The following is a 20437-nucleotide window of genomic DNA, read 5'->3' as shown; positions in this document are numbered from 1 at the left end:
GACGGCCGATAGGGTTACTCTGCAAATGAGGCCGAAGCAGAATTGCCTTGGCTTCCTCCATGTCGATGCCCGGTCTACCTGATAGATCCGGCCTTGTCAGCTACATGCTTGGCTCCTGGCGACAGAGTATCTGTTGCGGAGCGACCACCAATCGGCGGGTCGCGTTGGGAGTGTTGAAACTCTATCTATCGTTGCATAGGAGGACGTTTCATGAGCACAGCCTATCAAGAGGACATCAGCAGTAACGTACTGCGCCGCATGAAAGAGGGCGGTTTTGATTTCGCACGTATCCATCCCATCGAGTTTTATGCCGTTTTCCCGGATGAGGAACGGGCACGGCAAGCGGCAGGGCAGTTTCGTGGGGAATCCTTGAACGCGCAGGTCAGCGTCCGTGATGACGGGGCATGGCATCTTCAATTGAGCAAAGTGATGTACGCCACGTATGGCGGGATCGATGATTTCGAGCAAGACTTTCAAACGGTGATTACGCCGCTGGACGGTGAGGTCGAGGGGTGGGGCGTGACTCAGGAAATCAAGCGCTTTAATTAACGCCTGAGGATGTCCGCGTTTTAACCCCCTTACCGGCTGACCTTTTGTCAGCCGGTTTTAGTTTGTGGGTTCTAACTGTTAGAGGCACTATCGGGTGTGTTGTGAAACAAAACCCACCTGTGAAATCAACTCTGGCTATGCTGGTAATAGACAGTGATATTGAAGGACGCTTCGCAATGAGGCGTAGGTGAATATGTTGGGGCGGTTACTGCACAGGAATGGTGCGGTTGCGTTAGGGGATTTATCCAACTGTTTGATATTTAAGCGTTTATGCCGATGGCACGGGCCTTGCGAAGGCCCTTGGTGTCCGTGGTGACAAGGAGTACGGCATGATCCGCACCTTTTATGATGAGATGTACGATGCTGGCGGCCTGGTCCGTCCGCATTATCGGGAGTTTGCCCGTTGGCTGGGTGAGACGCCGCCGGAGCTTTTGGCTCAGCGCAGGCGCGAAGCCGACCTTTTGTTTCATCGTGCCGGGATTACGTTCACGCTGTATGGGGACGACCAAGGCACTGAGCGGTTGATTCCGTTCGATACGATTCCGCGCAGTATTCCGGCCAGCGAATGGCGGATTGTGGAACGCGGCTGCATTCAGCGGGTCAAGGCGTTGAACATGTTTCTCGCCGACCTGTATCACGATCAACGGATTATCAAAGCCGGGATTATTCCCGCCGAACAGGTGTTGGCCAACGAGCAATATCAGTTGGCAATGCAGGGCCTGAATCTGCACCGTGATATCTATTCGCATATTTCCGGTGTTGATCTGGTGCGTGATGGCGACGGCACTTACTACGTGCTCGAAGACAACTTGCGCACGCCCAGCGGCGTCAGTTACATGCTCGAAGATCGCAAGATGATGATGCGCCTGTTCCCGGAGCTGTTCGCCGCTCAGCGCATTGCGCCCATCGATCATTATCCGAACATGCTCCTCGACACCCTGAAAAGCTCCAGCCCCATCGACAATCCGAGCGTGGTGGTCCTGACTCCCGGACGCTTTAACAGTGCCTTTTTCGAACACGCCTTTCTGGCGCGGGAGATGGGTGTCGAGTTGGTGGAAGGGGCTGATCTGTTCGTGCGCGATGATCGCGTCTTCATGCGTACGACTGACGGGCCTAAAGCCGTCGATGTGATCTACCGGCGCCTGGATGATGCATTTCTCGACCCGCTGGCGTTTAACCCCGACTCGATGCTCGGCGTCCCGGGCCTGCTTTCGGCCTATCGCTCGGGCAATGTGGTGCTGGCCAATGCCATCGGGACCGGCGTGGCAGACGACAAGTCGATCTATCCCTATGTGACGGACATGATCCGTTTCTATCTGGATGAAGAGCCGATTCTGCAAAACGTGCCAACCTGGCAGTGCCGCAAACCGGAAGAGTTGTCCCACGTGCTGGCGCATCTGCCGGAACTGGTGGTCAAGGAAACTCAAGGCTCGGGTGGTTACGGCATGTTGGTCGGCCCGGCGGCTTCGGCAGCTGAAATCGAAGTGTTCCGTGCCCGTCTGAAAGCCAAGCCCCACGCGTATATCGCACAACCCACTTTATGCCTGTCGACCTGTCCGACCTTTGTCGAGAACGGCATCGCCCCGCGCCATATCGACTTGCGCCCATTTGTTCTTTCCGGCCGTGAAACCCGGGTAGTCCCGGGCGGCCTTACCCGAGTAGCCCTGCGCGAAGGCTCCCTTGTGGTGAACTCGTCCCAAGGCGGTGGAACCAAAGACACCTGGGTGGTTGAGGATTAAGGATGCCTGCCAATGCTAAGTAGAACTGCCTCGGATTTGTATTGGATGTCGCGTTATCTGGAACGAGCGGAAAACCTCGCGCGGATGCTCGACGTCAGCTATTCGCTGTCGCTGATGCCCCAGGATGGGCGCGGCGATGGTCTGGATGAAATAGCCATGCCGCTGTTGATTACCGGCACGCTGGACGATTATCTGGAGCGCTACGGTGAGTTGCACGCCGAACGCTTGCTGCATTTTTTCGCCCTGGATGCGACCAACCCGGCCAGCATTTACAGCTGCCTGGGCGCCGCTCGGGCCAGCGCTCATGCGGTGCGCGGACGAATCACGGCGGACATGTGGGAAAACATCAACGCCACGTGGCTTGAAATACGCGGTATCGCCGAACAGGGCTTGAGTCGTTACGGCATGAGCCGTTTTTGTGAGTGGGTCAAAGAGCGTTCGCACCTGTTTCGGGGGGCGACCTACGGCACCATCATGCGTCACGATGCGTTCCGCTTTATCCGTCTGGGGACGTTTATCGAGCGCGCCGATAACACCCTGCGCATGCTCGACGCCCGTTACGAGATGCTCGAAGTGCTCGGGAAAAACACCGAAGCGATCTCTGACAGTTCGGCGCACGGCTACTATCAGTGGAGCGCCTTGTTGCGCGCCTTGTCGTCGTTCGAGGCGTACACCGAGCTGTATCGGGATGCGCCGGGTGCGCGTCAGGTCGCCGAATTACTGCTGTTGCGTGCCGACATTCCGCGCTCGTTGCGCGCCTGTCTGGAAGAACTCGATCAGATCCTCGCGAGCCTGCCGGGCGCCAATGGCCGTCCGGCGCAGCGCTTGGCCGCCGAATTGGACGCACGTCTGCGCTATACCAGCATCGATGAAATTCTGGGTGAAGGCCTGCATGAATGGCTGAATGAATTCATTCCGTTAGTGGCCCAATTGGGTAACGCTATCCACACTTCATACCTGGAGGCTGCATGAGACTCTCAATTAGCCACGAGACCACTTATCACTACGAAGATCAGGTCCGCGCCAGCATCCAGTATTTGCGTCTGACGCCTCACGACAGCGAACGTCAGCATGTGCTCAGCTGGCAGCTCACCTTGCCGCGCCCGGTGCGCGCGCAGATCGATCCGTTCGGCAATATCCTTCATGTGTTGACGCTGGATGAGCCCCACGAAGCGATCATTATCGGTGCCCGTGGTCAGGTTGAAATCGACGAGAAGCGGGAGGCTGAGCATGAAAGCCAGTCAGCGCTGCCGTTTCTGCGTTTTACCCGCCTGACTGAAGCCGATGAAGCCATACGTGCCTTTGCGCTCAAGCAGTGCCACACACGCAAAGACCGCAATGCCTTGATCGACTTGATGCACGGTCTTAACCAACACATGACTTACAGCCCCGGTTCGACAGAAGTCGATACCAGCGCCGCTGAAGCGTTTGCCGGCCGTTCAGGCGTTTGCCAGGACCACACCCACGCGTTCCTGGCGTGCGCCCGTAGCCTGGGGGTGCCAGCGCGTTATGTGTCAGGTTATCTCTACAGCGAAAACAGCGAGCACCTGGCCAGTCATGCCTGGGCGGAAGCCTGGATCGACGACGCCTGGTACAGCTTCGATGTGACCAATCAACTGTCCCGGCCTGAGCGTCACCTCAAGCTGGCGGTGGGCCTGGATTACCTCGACGCCTGCCCGGTACGGGGTATGCGTCGCGGCGGTGGCTGCGAGCAGATGCACGCCAAAGTGTTCGTCTCGCCGATGTTGCTGGTGCAGCAGCAGTAACCACCCTGAGCGCGGTGTGCCAGCCACACCGCGTCAGCTTCTTCGCCAGTACGTCAGCGCCTACAGCGTGGATGCCGCCGTTCTGCGTTGCGCCATGTGCCTGAGATACCCAATCAGTTGATCCAGCTCACCATCGGACAGCACCGCTGTCGAGATGGCGGGCATTTTTGCCTGTGGCCATTGGCGCAGGCTTTGCGGGTCACGGATGTAGCGTTTGAGGTAGTCCCCCGCGAAGTACTCAATGGGGCTGTGCGGCTGATTCAGGTCAGGACCTAGTTGCGAGTCGCCAGCACCGTTGAGGCGATGGCAGGCAAGGCAGTTTTTCTGAAACAGCGCAAACCCTTGATTGATCGGATCATTGGCAGCCAATGCCCGGTCCGGCAGCATCATTGGGAAGCGTTCAGCCACGGACGCTAATATTCGGACTTTATTGACCGCGAAGGGCCATTGTTCGGGGCTGATGTTGCCGGCTTTCGGTTCGGTCCACACCAGATAAAACGGACCGGGGCTTTGCTGGTTTTCGCCCAGCGTGGGCCACGGGGCTGTCGGGTCTTCGATGGCCAGCCACGCGCGTGCGCCAGTGCTCTCAAGCAAAGGCCCGGCCGGCATCTCGGCGGCAAATCCATCCGTGGCCACGGCCTGAAGATGATCCTTTGCAGTAATGCCCCCAAGCAACGCCGCCATTGGCACTGCGCGATAGGTCATGGCGCGTTTGTAGGAAACATCCTCGGTGATTTGGATCTGTTGCGCCTGCGGATGCTTCAGCAACTGTGCGGTGTCCCAAATATGGACCCCGTCTGGGAGTTCGACGATCAATTGAGCGGCTTGAACGACGCCCACGTGACTGATAGCAAAGCAGCAGAACAACGGTATGAACGCTAACCACTGACGCATAAACCCATCTCCATCAATTCAGGCTGGAAGATTGGCACAGATGCGCTTTACTCGACAGCGTATCGAACACCTTGCGTTGGCAGGGCAAAGACACGCTCAACCGAACAGACGGGTCATGTTCGGCACAATCAATAAAAGGGTAGTGGCGAACACAATAAGCCCCGCCTGACGAACTTTCGAATGTTTAAACATGGCTGACTGCCTTTTGTTGTTATTCCTGAGCTACTAAAGCTCTCCGATTTCCTAATGCATGAACCGGGCAGCTGGCAAAGGTGATACACGCGAACAGGTGTCCCGGCAGACCCGGCAACTCAGACGCCTACTGTATTTTTTTGGCGTCCGCCTGTTACAGGGTTAACCTTAGGACCCGCGTCACGTATGGCTTAGATCAATTTCGTATCACTTCAAAAACGATATTGATTAAACGTACTAAGGCTCATCGCCAGCTTCCGAATACCGCCTCTGCTAGACGCTTTGAATGCCTGTGATACAGGTTTGTTAGTCAGCTACCGTTCGTCTGAGCGAGGCGGTCAAGGCTAATGAGCGCTTCGGTCATTGAATCAGCTCGGGTGACGTTTAAGGTGTCGGTACAGGAATCCACTTTCCACCGCGCTCCGAGGACCTCATGACTGAAGCTTTGATTTTCGATGCGGTACGCACGCCCCGTGGCAAAGGCAAGCCGGGTGGTGGGCTGTACAGTGTCAAGCCGGTGAACTTGATGGCCGGGTTGCTGGTTGCCCTGCAGCAACGCAACCAACTGGACACCCGTCAGGTCGATGACATTGTTCTGGGGTGCGTAACGCCGGTGGGGGATCAGGGCGCGGATATTGCCAAGACGGCTGCACTGGTCGCCGATTGGGACGTCAGCGTGGCGGGGGTGCAGATCAACCGGTTTTGCGCCTCGGGCCTGGAAGCGGTCAACCTGGGCGCGATGAAAATTCGCTCTGGCTTTGAAAACCTTGTGGTGGTGGGCGGGGTCGAGTCGATGTCACGCGTACCGATGGGCAGCGACGGCGGTGCCTGGGCGTTGGACCCGCAGACCAACATGCACTGCCATTTCACCCCGCAAGGGATCGGTGCCGACTTGATTGCGACGATGGAAGGCTTCAGTCGCGGCGATGTCGATGCTTATGCCTTGTACTCACAGCAAAAAGCCGCCCGTGCTCGCGCCGATGGCTCGTTCAACAAATCCCTGGTGCCGGTAAGAGACCAGAACGGCACGCTGCTGCTTGATCACGATGAGTTCATTCGCGCCGACTCGACCCTGGAAGGGCTGGGCAAGCTCAAGTCGAGCTTCGAAATGATCGGCCAGATGGGATTCGATGCCACCGCGCTCCGCGTCTACAGCCATGTCGAGCGTATCAACCATGTTCATACCCCCGGCAATAGCTCCGGGATCGTTGATGGTGCGGCAGCCATGCTTATCGGTTCCGCAGCCAAGGGCCTGGCGTTGGGTCTGCGCCCTCGAGCACGCATCGTCGCGACTGCGGTGACCAGTGCCGACCCGACCATCATGCTTACCGGTCCCGCGCCAGCGACTCGCAAGGCCTTGGGTCGCGCCGGATTGAAGGTCGAGGATATCGACCTGTTCGAAGTCAACGAAGCGTTCGCCTCTGTGGTGCTCAAGTTCATCAAAGACATGGACATCAGCGCCGACAAGGTCAACGTCAATGGCGGCTCCATCGCCATGGGCCACCCGCTGGGAGCAACGGGGTGCGCGATCCTCGGCACGCTGCTCGATGAGCTGGAAGCTCGCCAACTGCGCTATGGCCTGGCGACACTGTGTGTCGGCGGCGGCATGGGCATTGCCACCATCATCGAACGTTATTAAGCCTGTCTCCCGACTTCACCAGGATTTCTCTATGACCTCCGCCATGACTGACGCCATCCATTATGAGAAGGGCCAGGATCAGATTGTCGTCCTGACCATCGATATGCCCGGCCAGACCGCCAACACCATGAACGCGGTGTACCGCGATGCAATGGCCAGCATCGTCACCCGACTGAACGCCGAGAAAGACACGATTGCCGGGGTGGTCATCACCTCTGCGAAGAAAACCTTTTTCGCCGGTGGCGACCTCAACGAACTGATCCAGGTCGACAAGGCCCGTGCGCAGTGGTTCTACGAGATGGTCCTGGACCTGAAGGCGCAGCTGCGCACGCTCGAAACCTTGGGCAAGCCGGTGGTGGCCGCCATTAATGGTGCCGCGCTGGGCGGCGGTTGGGAGATCTGCCTGGCTTGCCATCATCGCATTGCCCTGGACAGCAACAGTGTTCAGATCGGCCTGCCGGAAGTCACCCTCGGCCTCCTGCCGGGGGGCGGCGGGGTCGTGCGGATGGTGCGCATGCTCGGTCTGGAAAAAGCCCTGCCATATTTGCTTGAAGGTAAAAAAATCGGTCCGCAACAGGCACTGCAAGCAGGCCTGATTGACCAGATCGCCAGCGACCGCGACGACATGCTGGCCAAGGCCCGCGCGTGGATCGTCGCCAATCCGTCCGCGAAGCAACCTTGGGATGTGGCCGGGTACCAGATACCCGGTGGCACGCCCTCACACCCGAAAGTCGCGCAAATGCTCGCCATTGCGCCGGCGATCCTGCAAAGCCGTACTCAGGGATGTTTCCCTGCACCTGAGAAAATTCTGTGTGCTGCTGTAGAAGGCGCACAGGTGGATTTCGATACGGCGCAGATCATCGAAACACGCTACTTCACCGAACTCACCACCGGTCAGGTCGCGAAAAACATGATCGGCACCTTCTGGTTTCAGCTCAATGAAATCAATGCCGGTGGATCACGCCCCACAGGTATTCCGGTTAATCAGACCAAAAAAGTTGGCGTGTTAGGCGCCGGCATGATGGGCGCGGGCATTGCTTACGTGAGCGCGTCGGCAGGTATCGAGGTGGTACTCAAAGACGTCAGTCAGGCCGCTGCTGAGAAGGGCAAAAGCCATTCTGCCACATTGCTGGACAAGAAGGTCTCCAGTGGGCGAATGACCGCCGAGCAGCGGGATGTGATTCTGGCCCGCATCCTGCCCACGGAACTGGATGCCGATCTGCACGGTTGTGACCTGATCATCGAAGCCGTGTTCGAGGACCGTGCGCTCAAAGGCACTGTCACGGCGGCAGCGGAACGGGTTGCCTTGCGTGACGCTGTCATGGCGTCCAATACCTCGACCTTGCCTATCAGCGGCCTGGCGAAGGCGATTGTGCAAGAGAACCGGTTTATCGGCCTGCATTTCTTCAGCCCGGTGGACAAGATGCAACTGGTGGAGATCATCAAGGGTGCCAACACCAGCGATGAAACCCTGGCCCGGGGTTTCGATTACGTCCTGCAAATCAAGAAAACCCCAATCGTGGTCAACGACAGTCGGGGCTTCTTCACCTCGCGGGTGTTCGGAACCTTTACCAATGAAGGCATTGCCATGCTTGGCGAAGGCGTATCGGCGGCGATGATTGAAACCGAAGCGCGCAAGGCCGGTATGCCCGTAGGGCCGCTGGCAGTGTCCGATGAAGTGTCGTTGAGCCTGATGAGCCACATTCGCCAACAGGCGCGCAAGGATCTTGAGGCCGAGGGTAAACCCGTGCCGCAACACCCTTCGTTCGCGGTGGTCGACCTGATGCTCAATGAGTACAAACGCCCAGGCAAGGCCGCAGGCGGTGGATTTTATGACTACCCACAAGGCGCGCCCAAGCATTTGTGGCCGGAACTGAAATTACGCTTCGAAAAAAACGATGGGCAGATTGCCGCGCAGGATGTGCGCGATCGCTTGCTGTTCATTCAGGCCATCGAAACCGTGCGTTGCCTGGAGGAGGGCGTGCTGTTGTCCACCGCCGACGCCAACATTGGGTCGATCTTCGGCATCGGCTTTGCCGCCTGGAGCGGTGGCGCGCTGCAATTCATCAACCAGTACGGGCTCAAGGATTTTGTTGCTCGCGCGCAGTATCTGGTCGAGCAGTACGGTGAGCGTTTCGAGCCACCGGCGCTGTTGCTGGATAAAGCTGCGCAGAACCAATTGTTTTAAGAGCACGCGCGAAACTGGAGTGGACGAATAGTGCGTGGGCACTTGCCTTGATGTGGTTATTCAAGGCAGGCTTTGCCCGTGCACTATTGCCTTTACCGTGTCAGGTACTTTTTATGTCGTTACGCATCTGCATTCTGGAAACCGACGTCCTGCGTCCGGAGTTGGTCGATCAATATCAGGGTTATGGGCAGATGTTTGAACGGTTGTTTTCGCGTCAGCCGATTCCGGCAGAATTTAGCGTCTACAACGTGATGCACGGTGATTACCCTGCTGCTGATGAGCGTTTTGACGCGTATCTGATCACCGGCAGCAAAGCCGACTCATTCGGCAGCGACCCATGGATTCAAACCCTGAAAACCTACCTGCTGCAGCGGTTCGAGCAAGGCGACAAGCTGCTGGGTATCTGCTTCGGCCATCAATTGTTGGCGCTGCTGTTGGGTGGCAAAAGCGAACGTGCCCACCAAGGCTGGGGCGTTGGTACGCACCGTTATAAATTGGCCCCGGCGACACCGTGGATGAGTCCGGCTATCGACGAACTGACGTTGCTCATCAGCCATCAGGATCAAGTCACGGTACTCCCGGAAAGCGCTACCGTAATCGCCTTCAGCGAATTCTGCCCGTTCGCCGCGTTCCACATCAATGATCAAGTGCTGTGCTTCCAGGGTCACCCGGAGTTCATCCACGATTACTCTCGCACCTTGCTGGAAATCCGCCAGCAGCACCTGGGTGAGCAGATCTACAACAGCGGCATCGCCAGCCTGGAACACGACCACCACGGCACGACAGTGGCCGAATGGATGATGCGTTTTGTGGCGCACAAGCCTGAAACACAGGTGGATTGAGAGGTAATCGCACCTGCTCTGTTGCTGTCGAGCAGGTGCGCTACAACCATCCCGAGCGCTTGAAGCTGGCATATAACCCCACGCAACCCGTCGAGATAAACCCGAGCACCGCGAAATAGCCGTAATGCCAACCGAGTTCCGGCATGTTCTGGAAGTTCATCCCGTAGATCCCCGCAACCGCCGTCGGAAACGCCAAAATCGCCGCCCAGGCTGCGAACTTGCGCTGCACGATGCTTTGCCGCGAGGACTCCAGCAATAGACCGATTTCGATGGTCTGGCTGGCGATGTCGCGCAGGTTGGCCAAATCTTCCATTTGCCGGGTGACGTGAATTTCCACGTCGCGAAAGTACGGGCGCATGTTCTTGTCGATAAACGGGAAGCTCAGTTTTTGCAGTTCTTCACCAATCTCCACCATGGGCGCCACGTACCTGCGTAACCGCAGCAGATCGCGGCGCAGACTGTGAATGCGCTGAATATCGACTTCGTTCATCGCGCCGCTCAGCACACCGTGTTCGAGTGCGTCGAGTTCGCCGTGGATAGCCTCGGTAACGGGTTGATAGCACTCTGTGACGAAGTCGAGGAGCGCATACAGCACGAAATCTTCACCATGCTCGAGCAGCAACGGCCGCGCTTCACAGCGCTGGCGCACCAGCCCGTACGACTTCGAATGGCCGTTACGGGCGGTGATGATGTAGCCCTTGCCAGCGAAGATATGCGTCTCGATGAATTCGAGCTTGCCGTTTTCGCGGACAGGGGAATACGTGACGATGAATAATGCATCGCCAAAGGTTTCGAGCTTCGGTCGGCTGTGTGTCTCAAGTGCATCTTCGATGGCCAGTTCATGCAAATTGAACTGACGTTGTAGATTGGTCAGTTCCTCGGCATTGGGTTGTTCCAGGCCAATCCAGACGAAATGTCCGGGCTTCGCAGCCCATGCGGCACCCTCGTCCAGGGTAATGTTGGTGACTTTTTTTCCGGCGCTGTAAACCGCGGCAGCAACGACTCGGCCCATAGTGGTATCGCTTCTTCTTTTTTGGATGGCAGTGGCACGTAGCGCTTAGCTTAACGTGGTCTGCCTGGTCAGAGTCAGCAATATCGTGCGGGTTCGCGGGCAATAAAAGGCCCGACTCAACGGGCCTCGAGCAATTGTTTGTCCATGGCGGCGATACAGGTTTGCATCTGCTCGCGGCAGCGGGCCATCAGTATGGGCACGTCATCCAGGCTCAAGCCTACGGTCGGGATGGCGGGCAATGAGCGAATCATTATTCGGGTCGCGCGCCAGCGATTGAGTTGCATGTGTTTGATGTAGCTGCTGACGCATACCTGCACGATAGGCACTCCGGCAGCGATCGCCATTTGGAATGCACCCTTTTTGAACGGCAGCAAGTCTTCTCCGAGGTTGCGCGTGCCCTCCGGGAAGACCCATATAGAGGTGTCTTTGTGCTGCAAGGTGTCGGTCGTGGTCAACATCGACTGCCGGGCTTTGTGGGCGTTGCCGCGATCAATCAGGACATTGCCCGCCAACCAAAACAACTGACCAAACAATGGCACCCATTTCAGGCTTTTTTTGCCGATACAAACGGTGCGTGGAGGGACCACATTGCCGAGGACAAACAGGTCGTAGTTCGACTGATGATTGGCGATGATCACGCACGGTTGCGATTGCTTGAGCAACGGGCCCATTTCGGCCTTCAGGCGCAAACGTAAAATACACATCGCAGGCCGGGCGTAAATGCGCGCGCATAAACGACTGTTGTCCGGATTGAACGGACGGCACAGCCCTAACAACACGCCCAGTACACCCGCTGCAATAAAGTGCAGGCCCATTAACAACATGCGAAACACCAACAGCATCAACTGGCCCACCAAGACAAAAGGTGGCGCAGTGTACGGATGTGCACTGGGGACGGCAATTGCCGAGCGGGGCTACTCAGGGGTGATTGTTTGAGGAGATATTTCTTGTGCCGGGACAGGCTTGCGCTAGAGCGGTTGGTTGAAAAGCCTGCGTAAAAAATCAGGCTTTTTCAACCGATTAAAGATCAAATCACTGAGTGTTGTTGATCCAGCACGATGGACTGGTCGAGAGCCTCAAGCAGCGCCTTGCGCACTTTCAGCTTGGTGTTCTTGTGCGCGACCATGTTGAGTTTCTTCAGTTGCAAGGCCGCTGTGCGTGCGGCGCTTTGCAGCTCTTCGGCGCTGACAACCTTGTCGAGGAAACCTGCATCCAGAGCGCCTTTTGGATTGAACATCTCGGCGTTGATCACCGACCGATGGAAGGCCGATTTGCTCAGGCGATCACGCGCCAATTCGATCCCGGCATGGTGCATGGTCATGCCGATCTGTACTTCGTTCAAGCCGATGCTGAACGGACCGTCCACGCCAATCCGGTAATCCACCGACAAGAGCAAAAATGCGCCTTTGGCCACCGCGTGCCCAGGGCAGGCAACCACCACCGGGAACGGGTGCGCTAAAAGCCGGCGAGCAAGAGTCGAACCGGCGGTGACCAGGCTGATTGCATTCTCAGGGCCGGACGTCATCACCTTGAGGTCATAGCCGCCCGAAAGAATCCCCGGCTGCCCGGTAATGATCACCACCGCGCGATCCTGTTCGGCCTGATCCAGCGCCGAGTTGAACGCTGCGATCACCTCCGGGGAAATAGCATTGACCTTGCCATTGCTCAAGGTCAGCGTGGCAATACCGTCTTCCAGGTGGTACGAGATCAGATCACTCATGACGCGATTCCTTGTGTTTAAGTGGGGCAGACGTTACCCACCCGCGACGCCAAGGTAAAGCGCTATGGATGACTGGTGAGTCAGGATTTGAGCCTGCCTCAGCGCCGAATCACTGGATAAAACGCGCTGCCGCAACGGTCAGTAGTGCGCGTGCGGCAACACGTTTTTTCAACGATGGATCACCTTGAGGCTCATCACTCCTCGATATCGTTCAGCTCGCAGTACTCCGCCCAGTTCATGCCGAGTGTTTCGGCGACTTGTTTATGGGCTTCAAGGCGCATTGTCTTAAGTTGTTCAGGCGACTCTGCAACCAGTTGCAACGCCAGCTCCCAAGGCTCGATACCTTGAGACTCCGCCTCGTCCTCGAAGGCCCAATGGGTCTGTTGCTTTTGTTCCTCGGGGCTCAGGTTTTCGATCTCTTCCTGCAAGAAAGAGTTGGTAGCGAGAAATTTCGCCAGCGCGACTTCGTTCCACTCTAATGCGTTCATGCTTCGTCTCCTCTGGCAGATTAACGTCGAGCTATGCGACAACCGGCGTTAGGTTACACCGGAAACGACTCTCGGTCGTCGTACTGAGTGAGGATCAACTTCTGAACCATGGATCCCGATCCATGATCACTTCTTGGCCTAGTATTGGAATGGACGGGCAGCGTCCAACCCTGCGGCGAGTATGGGGCTTTAGGGCGGCTGCCAAGTTGATACAAGGAAGGTGCACAGTGAGCGTTCAAGCAGCGCCGGAGGTTGCCATGAGATACCTGTCGATACCCGAAGAACACTGGGCCACAGTCACATCCGCTGTGGAAGAGTCAGCCCAGCTAAAAAAATATGCTGCCAGGTTGACGGCGAGGCTGAAGGCGCTTTTCGATGACGACCACTCCAGACAGACACTGGGGGTGACCTTCGAAATTCTTGGGGATGGCACTGCCTGGCATATCGAGTCGCCGTTCGGCGTAGCCAGAGCCCATTTCAGGGTGTTCACCCGTGAAACCGGGTTGTACGGGAAGTATGTGATTCAAAAGCTGAACAACGACCCTGAGGATGAGCCGTTTTGGCATCAAGTGTGGGCACTGCGTATCACCCTGCAAGGCCTGGTCCATCCCGGAGATGAAGGGGGTGAACTGATCAGCCTGAGGGCTTCGCTTTCAAACCGGTCAGACGACGCAATCCTGCATTTGGGGCTTTCCCTGCTCTATTCGTTAGGGCAGGAATAGCGCCAAAAAAGCCGGCCAGCTCACCATCAGGCCTTTCAGTCAGGTTCCGCCTCGCCCTCGTCGGTGGGTGCTTCAGGGCTATACGCCGGGGCAGAATGAAAAAGCCCGGCGCTGGGCCGGGCTATAGCGAGCGCGTCGACAGATCAGGCGTCGCGCGCGATCAATCAAAAACGACTCAGTCGTGTTTATGCTTGTTGCGCTTGTGGCCGTGTCTTTTCCCGTCGGATCGATTATTGCCGCCGTCATCGGCCATGTTGTTGCCAAGGGCTCCGCCTGCCGCACCGCCGAGGCCTGCACCGATGGTTGATCCGGTCGTGCCGCCGAGCTTGTTGCCGATTATCGAGCCACCCGCCGAACCGATACCGCCGCCAATGGCCGCTTCGGTTTTGTTGCCTCTTTTAGCGCCTACAGCACTGCCTGCCGCACCGCCGACACCTGCTCCAACCGCCGCCCCAGTGCTTCCGCCCATCTGTTGACCGATGACATTTCCCAGCGCGCCGCCAAGCCCGCCACCAATAGCAGCAGTGCCATCTCCGGCAGCCATGGCACCTTGAGCAGCAAGAAGCCCTAAAACTAGTACGGGCAGTGTCAAACGCATGATTTCAACCTCAAAAGATAGGTACAACGTTGTGGGTTAGTGCAGTAGGCAAACAATGAAAAAGCCCGGCGCTGAGCCGGACTAGATGACGAGGCAATACAGTGTCTCGCGCAGAGCGTTGACACGATACAGGATTGGCGGGTCGTCCATCGTCTCTATGCATGTCGTCCTCTGTTCGACGCATACAGGCTATTTGCAGGAATGAAACTTATTTGAACAAAGTTGAACGGTTAGAAGGAGACTGATGCATGATGAGTATCATTCAAACGGGTTGCCATCATGACCACGCGAGCCTTCATAAGGATGTTGATGGTTTTGGGAGTGCTTTGGCTGGGCCTGGTATGGGGCATGGTCACTTGGCTGTCTGCGTCGGATCAGGGAGATATCTCCTGGAGTGTGTTAAGTGCCCACCATGGAGTGAAGCCATCTGAAACTCGCATTTCCCCCGCGCGGTCTTGATGCATTCCAGTGGCGTGTGAGGAACGCGTGCCTGGCTGATTGACAGAGTACGCATGAAAGTGTGGCAGCCCCCCACCGTCCACGGACAGAAGCGGCTATTTCAACCCCGCCATCTTCCGGTCACTGGCCTGACTGAACAGCGTTTCCAGCTGATCGATATCCTTGGGCTGCATTGCCTTGAGGCAGACGATACCCAGGACAAAGCCTTCAGCGATCCCTCCAGCCATCGTCGCATCGATAATTCCAGTCGACTGTTCAATGCGCGTGATGATGTCGGCGGCCTGAATTTTGATCGGTAGAGGAATGTTCATTTCTTCGAGAGTCATGGGTGGCCTCCTGTATAGAAGGCTGAGCCTAGCAAATTTGATTGGGTGCCGGTCGAATCCAGTGACCCTGTCCTTGATCAGCCCTTTGAGCAACGTGCCAGTCGCTCAAAGGTAGTGTGCGGAGGGCGGGGCTTACTTCAGATTGCCGCTGAGAAACTGCCGCAGCCGCTCGCTTTGGGGGTTGCCCAGTACGTCCTCGGGTGCTCCCTGTTCTTCGACCAGCCCTTGATGCAGAAACAGCACCTGGTTTGACACTTTGCGAGCGAAGCTCATTTCGTGGGTGACCATGATCATGGTGCGGCCCTCTTCGGCCAGCCCCTGAATGACCTTGAGCACTTCGCCAACCAATTCCGGGTCGAGCGCCGAGGTGGGCTCGTCGAACAGCATGACCTCCGGCTCCATGGCCAAGGCCCGGGCGATGGCGACGCGCTGTTGCTGACCGCCAGAGAGAAACGCCGGATATTGATCGGCGACACGGGACGGCAGGCCAACCTTGTCGAGATAGCGTCGCGCCCGATCCTCTGCATCCTTTTTGCTGACCCCCAGCACTCGGCGCGGGGCCATGGTGATGTTCTCCAGCACGGTCATGTGGCTCCACAGATTAAAGTGCTGGAACACCATCGCCAGACGGGTGCGGATTCGTTGCAGTTCAGCGTCGTCGGCGACGCGCATGCCGTGTCGATCACTGATCATGCGAATCTGCTGGTCGTCCAGGCTCATGTTGCCGCTGTTGGGTGTTTCGAGAAAGTTGATACACCGTAGAAACGTGCTCTTGCCCGAACCGCTGGCGCCGATCAGGCTGATCACATCACCGGTTTTGGCTTTCAGCGACACGCCTTTGAGTACTTCGTGGCTGCCGTAACTTTTATGCAGGCCGTCAATGGTCAGTTTGTACATGTGTGCAAGCATCCTCAAGAGGGAAGTAGATAGCCGCTGCGGGTGCAGTTGACGTCCTAGTGAGCCGGGCCAAGAAACGCCAGCCATCGGTGTTCTGCCAAGCGGAACAAACCGACCAGTGCAAAGGTGACGCTCAAGTAGATGAGTGCGGCAATTCCGAACGATTGGAAGGTCAAAAAGGTCGCCGAGTTGGCGTCTCGTGCAATTTTCAAAATATCCGGGATGGTCGCGGTAAAGGCCACGGTGGTCGAATGCAGCATCAGAATTACTTCATTGCTGTAGTACGGCAACGAGCGGCGCAGTGCCGACGGCATGATCACATAGGCATACAGCTTCCAGCCGGTCAGGCCATAGGCCTTTGCCGCTTCGACTTCGCCGTGGGCCATGCTGCGGATTGCTCCGGCGAAAATCTCCGTTGTGTAGGCGCAGGTGTTCAGGGCAAAAGCGAGAATCGTGCAGTTCATCGCATCGCGAAAGAACGCATCGAGCACTGGCTGAGCGCGAACTGCGGCGATGCTGTAGATCCCCGTATAGCAAATCAGCAGTTGGATATACAGCGGCGTACCGCGAAATAGATAGGTATAGAACTGAACCGGCCAGCGTACCCAAACGTGGGTTGAAACCCGGGCAATCGACAGCGGGATCGACACCAGAAAACCGATGAAGATCGAGGCGCTGAGTAGCCACAAAGTCATGGCCAGCCCGGTGATGTGATAACCGTCGTTGTAAAGAAACGGTTTCCAGTATTCCTGTAGAAGCTCGATCATCGTACCGCCTCCCGGGAGCCTGCGGCATAACGGTATTCCAGCCTGCGCAGGACATAGTTCGAAGCGCTGGTAATCAGCAGGTAGATCAAGGCAGCGAGTACCAGAAAGTAGAACAGTTGGTAGGTGCTTTTGCCGGCATCCTGGGCGGCCTTGACCAGATCGGCCAAGCCGATGATCGAGACCAGTGCGGTGGCTTTGAGAATCACCATCCAGTTATTGCCGATGCCGGGCAGGGCGAAGCGCATCATTTGCGGGAACACCACGAAGCGAAAGCGCTGGCTGCGGCTCAAGCCGTAGGCCGTTGCGGCTTCCATCTGCCCGCGAGGCACGGCGAGGATCGCACCGCGAAAGGTCTCGGTGAAATAGGCGCCGTAGATGAACCCCAGGGTAATGATCCCGGCGCTGAATGAGTCGATCTCGATATAGTCCCAGTCCAGCGCCACGGTGAGGTTGCTCAGCCAGGTTTGCAGGCTGTAGAAAATCAGCAGCATCAGGACCAGATCCGGCACCCCACGAATCAGGGTGGTGTAGAGCTGCGCTGGAATGCGCAGCAGGGACGAGCTGGACAGCTTGGCACTGGCGCCGATCAGACCGAGTAGAACGCTTAGCAGTAGCGACAGTATCGATAGTTTGATGGTCATCCAGGTGCCTTCCAGCAACAGGGGGCCAAAGCCCTTAAGGCTGAAAGCTGAAAGTCCCAGAGTATGCAATAGGTTTTCGAACATTGGTCAGGCCCTTGGCAAGCAAAAAAGCGCCCATCTTGGGGACGGGCGCCGGGGCGTTATTTGCCGCTGTAGAGATTCATATCGCCGAAGTGTTTTTTCTGGATCTCTGCATATTTGCCATCGTCGTGTAACGCCTTGATGCCTTTATCCAGCAGTATCTTGAGGTCTTTGTTGCCTTTCGAGATGCCGATTGCGGTTTTTGCCGGCAGCAGTGGATCGTTGATTGGCGTGCTGACTTCGAAACCTGCACCGGCTGGTGATTTCAAAAAGCCCAGTTCAGCTTGCAGCATGTCTTGCACGGCAGCATCGAGGCGGCCGGAAGTCAGGTCGGCATAAACCTGGTCCTGGTTTGCATAGGCCTGGGTTGTTACACCAGCCTTGTCCAGTACGGCCTTGGCGTAGGCTTCCTGAATGGTGCCTTGCTCATAGCCGACTTTCTTGCCTTTGAGTGTTGCAGTGTCGGCGGTTACGCCGGCGCCTTTCTTGAACACCAGTGCAGTCGGGCCGGAGAACAGTTCTTCGGAGAAGTCGATCACCTTCATCCGCGCATCTGTAACGGTCATCGACGAGATAACACCATCGAATTTGTTGGCTTTCAGGCCTGGAATCATGCCGTCGAAATCGCTCTCGACCCATTTGCATTTAACGTTCAGTTCGGCGCAAATCGCATTACCCAGATCGATATCGAAGCCCACCAGGCTGCCATCGGCGGCTTTGGACTCGAAAGGTGCGTAGGACGGATCGACGCCGAAGCGCAGTTCCTTGTACTCCTTGGCCAGCGCGGAACCGGTAGCCACCATGCATAAGGTCAGTGCGGAAAGGGTCAGTAATGTTTTTTTCATTATTCAATTCCTAAAATCAATATGAGCGCTTGTGACGCATAAGTACTGTTACGGGAACGCTTATGACGCTATGAACGTAGAAATTTCCGAACCAAAATCCCGAGCCAGGGTTTTAAAACAAACCTGTGCGTCGACCCTTCTGGCGCTTACGCATCTGCACACATGCTTACTTGTACGTACAAGCCTATGCAATCAGGCGGCCAACTCGCTGGGTGGGAGCTCAAGAACGTTTTAGAAATAGCTGGGAGCTCTCTAGAACGCGGTTTTTGAGAGGGTATAAAATTTATCGAAGGTTCTTGAAACGCGCTTGCTGCTGTTACCGAGGCAGGGTTTTAGCCCAGGCTGGGGCGTCCGGTAACAATTTGAAATGAGCGAGTGCGAGGGATTACGTTCGGTAGACGGGGTCGTTACGGGCTGAGTTCGAGTAGTAAACCGAGGATGAGCGGGAGTTGATGTCAGCAGTGACGACTGATCAATGACGCCCTCTGGCGTGAGTGGATCGCACTGATATGCTTTTGGCGTTCGAAGGTATGACCCTGGCGCTGGAGGGGAGTGGCTTATGGAGCCAGCCCAGGCAAATTTCTTCGACTTCTACCCAATTATCGCCAGGTGACAGGCAACAGCGCTTGAAGGCCAGGCACACACCTTGCTGATCGAGCATGGCAAAATTTCGATATTTATGGCGCGGGGCGAATAGAGACCATAAAAATTGCACTTTGAATCCCTCCTTAGTGACCCTTTGTGTATAGACGATTTAAAGGATGTGGAGCATTTTTCTCAGCGTGAAAAGGTAGGTTGTGTTTGATCGGCAGGACGCCGGGGAGGGGGCCTAAAGCGGACTAGTCCGGGCTGAAAGTCGTCTTTTTTGCCCTAAAAATGCCCTAAATAAACGGACGGAAACGAAAAAGCCCCGACTTTCGCTAGGAAAATCAGGGCTTTAGCGTGTTTCTAATATGGCGGTGAGGGAGGGATTCGAACCCTCGATACAATTTCTTGTATACACACTTTCCAGGCGTGCTCCTTAAGCCTCTCGGACACCTCACCGTATCTCGTCAAACCATTCAGTCTGTCGAGGCGCGCTAATGTAGTCGAAACCTTTGACGAAGGCAAAAGTTTTTTTCAGAATTTTCATGTGCTTAAGCAAATTATGCGGTCATCGGCGTAGTGATCGGCACAGATACGACTCGGCCCCGGCGTCTGTTCGAAGTCCGGGGCCGAGTCCAGGGCTGTCCTTCAACAGGGATCAGGCGCCGAAGCCGCCGTCGATGGTCAGGCTTGCGCCAGTGATGTAACCGGCTTCCGGGCCTGCCAGGTAGGCGACGAAACTGGCGATTTCTTCGGCTTTGCCGTAGCGACCGACTGCGATCAGGGGGATCAGTGAGTCTGCAAAGTCACCTTCGGCCGGGTTCATGTCGGTGTCGACCGGGCCAGGCTGGACGTTGTTGATGGTGATGCCGCGCGGGCCAAGGTCGCGGGCCAGGCCCTTGGTCAGGCCGACCAGCGCCGCTTTGCTCATGGCGTAGGGGCCGCCACCGCCGAAGGGCATGCGGTCGGCGTTGGTGCTGCCGATGTTGATGATGCGACCACCTTCCGTCATGTGCCGTGCGGCTTCCTGGGAGGCGATGAATACACTGCGCACGTTGATGGTCAGGGTTTTGTCGAAGTCTTCGAGGCTGAAGTCTTCCAGTGGCGCGATGGCCAGAACGCCTGCGTTGTTGACCAGAATGTCCAGTTGGCCAAAGGTGTCGACGGCGGTTTTCACGGCACGACGAATTGCTTCGGCATCCGCGCTGTCGGCCTGGATGGCCAGCGCTTTGCCGCCCTTGGCGGTGATGCTGTCTTGCAGTTCCCGGGCTTTGGCGTGCGAGCTGACATAGGTGAAGGCTACCGCAGCGCCTTGTTCTGCCAGGCGTTTGACAATGGCTGCGCCGATGCCGCGAGAGCCGCCTTGAATAAGGGCCACTTTGTGAGTGAGGTTCGCTTGAGGGGTCATGCTGTTCTCCAAAGGTTCAGTGGGTAGGTCGTTGGTGGCCAGTATCAACGGCTGATTGCATCCTGAGTAGCGGGTAGTT

General features: G+C 56.7%; 20 protein-coding genes and 1 tRNA gene. 8 read left to right on the top strand and 13 right to left on the bottom strand.

What is annotated here, in order from left to right; all coding sequences use genetic code 11:
- The first annotated feature begins 210 nt into the window (after window positions 1-210).
- The 4 genes from AC1MEA_RS24750 (at window position 211) to AC1MEA_RS24735 (ending at window position 4054) form a co-directional block, all read left to right on the top strand.
- Entirely contained in the window at window positions 211-549 is a 339-nt protein-coding gene (locus tag AC1MEA_RS24750; protein WP_219060602.1) for a ribonuclease E inhibitor RraB, read from the top strand.
- A gap of 329 nt (window positions 550-878) precedes the next feature.
- Entirely contained in the window at window positions 879-2288 is a 1410-nt protein-coding gene (locus AC1MEA_RS24745) for a circularly permuted type 2 ATP-grasp protein (protein WP_219060603.1), read from the top strand.
- A gap of 12 nt (window positions 2289-2300) precedes the next feature.
- On the top strand, window positions 2301-3260 hold the full coding sequence (locus tag AC1MEA_RS24740) for an alpha-E domain-containing protein (protein ID WP_219060604.1): 960 nt from the start codon (window positions 2301-2303) through the stop codon (window positions 3258-3260).
- A complete protein-coding gene (locus tag AC1MEA_RS24735) occupies window positions 3257-4054 on the top strand; it encodes a transglutaminase family protein (protein ID WP_219060605.1) in 798 nt (265 codons plus the stop codon). The genes AC1MEA_RS24740 and AC1MEA_RS24735 overlap by 4 nt, the downstream gene beginning before the upstream one ends.
- A gap of 60 nt (window positions 4055-4114) precedes the next feature.
- Here the strand turns inward: AC1MEA_RS24735 and AC1MEA_RS24730 are convergent, their stop codons facing one another.
- Entirely contained in the window at window positions 4115-4948 is an 834-nt protein-coding gene (locus tag AC1MEA_RS24730; protein ID WP_480417657.1) for a cytochrome c, read from the bottom strand.
- A gap of 625 nt (window positions 4949-5573) precedes the next feature.
- Here AC1MEA_RS24730 and AC1MEA_RS24725 point away from each other — a divergent pair.
- The 3 genes from AC1MEA_RS24725 (at window position 5574) to AC1MEA_RS24715 (ending at window position 9809) form a co-directional block, all read left to right on the top strand.
- Window positions 5574-6779 (top strand): acetyl-CoA C-acetyltransferase, encoded by a 1206-nt coding sequence (locus AC1MEA_RS24725; RefSeq protein ID WP_480417656.1) that lies wholly within the window; start codon window positions 5574-5576, stop codon window positions 6777-6779.
- Between the two features lie 43 nt (window positions 6780-6822).
- Window positions 6823-8967, top strand: a complete 2145-nt coding sequence (locus tag AC1MEA_RS24720) for a 3-hydroxyacyl-CoA dehydrogenase NAD-binding domain-containing protein (protein WP_480918216.1) — start codon at window positions 6823-6825, stop codon at window positions 8965-8967.
- Window positions 8968-9080: 113 nt separating this feature from the next.
- Window positions 9081-9809 (top strand): amidotransferase, encoded by a 729-nt coding sequence (locus tag AC1MEA_RS24715; RefSeq protein WP_480417655.1) that lies wholly within the window; start codon window positions 9081-9083, stop codon window positions 9807-9809.
- 40 nt (window positions 9810-9849) lie between these two features.
- Here the strand turns inward: AC1MEA_RS24715 and AC1MEA_RS24710 are convergent, their stop codons facing one another.
- From AC1MEA_RS24710 to AC1MEA_RS24695, 4 genes are all read right to left on the bottom strand, one after another.
- On the bottom strand, window positions 9850-10821 hold the full coding sequence (locus AC1MEA_RS24710; protein ID WP_480417654.1) for a magnesium and cobalt transport protein CorA: 972 nt from the start codon (window positions 10819-10821) through the stop codon (window positions 9850-9852).
- Window positions 10822-10937: 116 nt separating this feature from the next.
- On the bottom strand, window positions 10938-11663 hold the full coding sequence (locus AC1MEA_RS24705; protein ID WP_480417653.1) for a 1-acylglycerol-3-phosphate O-acyltransferase: 726 nt from the start codon (window positions 11661-11663) through the stop codon (window positions 10938-10940).
- 185 nt (window positions 11664-11848) lie between these two features.
- On the bottom strand, window positions 11849-12541 hold the full coding sequence (locus AC1MEA_RS24700) for a crotonase/enoyl-CoA hydratase family protein (protein ID WP_449633241.1): 693 nt from the start codon (window positions 12539-12541) through the stop codon (window positions 11849-11851).
- 194 nt (window positions 12542-12735) lie between these two features.
- Window positions 12736-13029: a DUF6388 family protein gene (locus tag AC1MEA_RS24695; protein ID WP_219060613.1), complete on the bottom strand. Its 294-nt coding sequence runs from the start codon at window positions 13027-13029 to the stop codon at window positions 12736-12738.
- Window positions 13030-13256: 227 nt separating this feature from the next.
- On the opposite strand from AC1MEA_RS24695, the gene AC1MEA_RS24690 reads away from it, so the two are divergent.
- Entirely contained in the window at window positions 13257-13751 is a 495-nt protein-coding gene (locus AC1MEA_RS24690; protein ID WP_449635544.1) for a hypothetical protein, read from the top strand.
- A 175-nt stretch (window positions 13752-13926) separates the two neighbouring features.
- Here the strand turns inward: AC1MEA_RS24690 and AC1MEA_RS24685 are convergent, their stop codons facing one another.
- From AC1MEA_RS24685 to AC1MEA_RS24650, 8 genes are all read right to left on the bottom strand, one after another.
- Window positions 13927-14349: a glycine zipper domain-containing protein gene (locus tag AC1MEA_RS24685; protein WP_219060615.1), complete on the bottom strand. Its 423-nt coding sequence runs from the start codon at window positions 14347-14349 to the stop codon at window positions 13927-13929.
- 554 nt (window positions 14350-14903) lie between these two features.
- The gene (locus tag AC1MEA_RS24680; protein ID WP_219060616.1) at window positions 14904-15134 is read right to left on the bottom strand and encodes a hypothetical protein; all 231 of its coding nucleotides are present in this window, start codon (window positions 15132-15134) and stop codon (window positions 14904-14906) included.
- A gap of 132 nt (window positions 15135-15266) precedes the next feature.
- On the bottom strand, window positions 15267-16031 hold the full coding sequence (locus AC1MEA_RS24675) for an ABC transporter ATP-binding protein (protein WP_219060617.1): 765 nt from the start codon (window positions 16029-16031) through the stop codon (window positions 15267-15269).
- 56 nt (window positions 16032-16087) lie between these two features.
- A complete protein-coding gene (locus tag AC1MEA_RS24670; protein WP_219060618.1) occupies window positions 16088-16798 on the bottom strand; it encodes an ABC transporter permease in 711 nt (236 codons plus the stop codon).
- The gene (locus AC1MEA_RS24665; RefSeq protein WP_219060619.1) at window positions 16795-17523 is read right to left on the bottom strand and encodes an ABC transporter permease; all 729 of its coding nucleotides are present in this window, start codon (window positions 17521-17523) and stop codon (window positions 16795-16797) included. The genes AC1MEA_RS24670 and AC1MEA_RS24665 overlap by 4 nt, the downstream gene beginning before the upstream one ends.
- A gap of 56 nt (window positions 17524-17579) precedes the next feature.
- Window positions 17580-18365, bottom strand: a complete 786-nt coding sequence (locus AC1MEA_RS24660) for a transporter substrate-binding domain-containing protein (RefSeq protein WP_219060620.1) — start codon at window positions 18363-18365, stop codon at window positions 17580-17582.
- Between the two features lie 954 nt (window positions 18366-19319).
- A tRNA-Ser gene (locus AC1MEA_RS24655) sits at window positions 19320-19409 on the bottom strand.
- Between the two features lie 199 nt (window positions 19410-19608).
- Window positions 19609-20358, bottom strand: coding sequence for a 3-oxoacyl-ACP reductase family protein (locus AC1MEA_RS24650; protein WP_480417652.1), 750 nt, complete (start codon window positions 20356-20358; stop codon window positions 19609-19611).
- Between the last annotated feature and the right edge of the window lie 79 nt (window positions 20359-20437).

This window comes from Pseudomonas sp. ASL8 (genome assembly GCF_056680355.1).
This window is presented reverse-complemented; position numbering and strand designations above follow the sequence as displayed.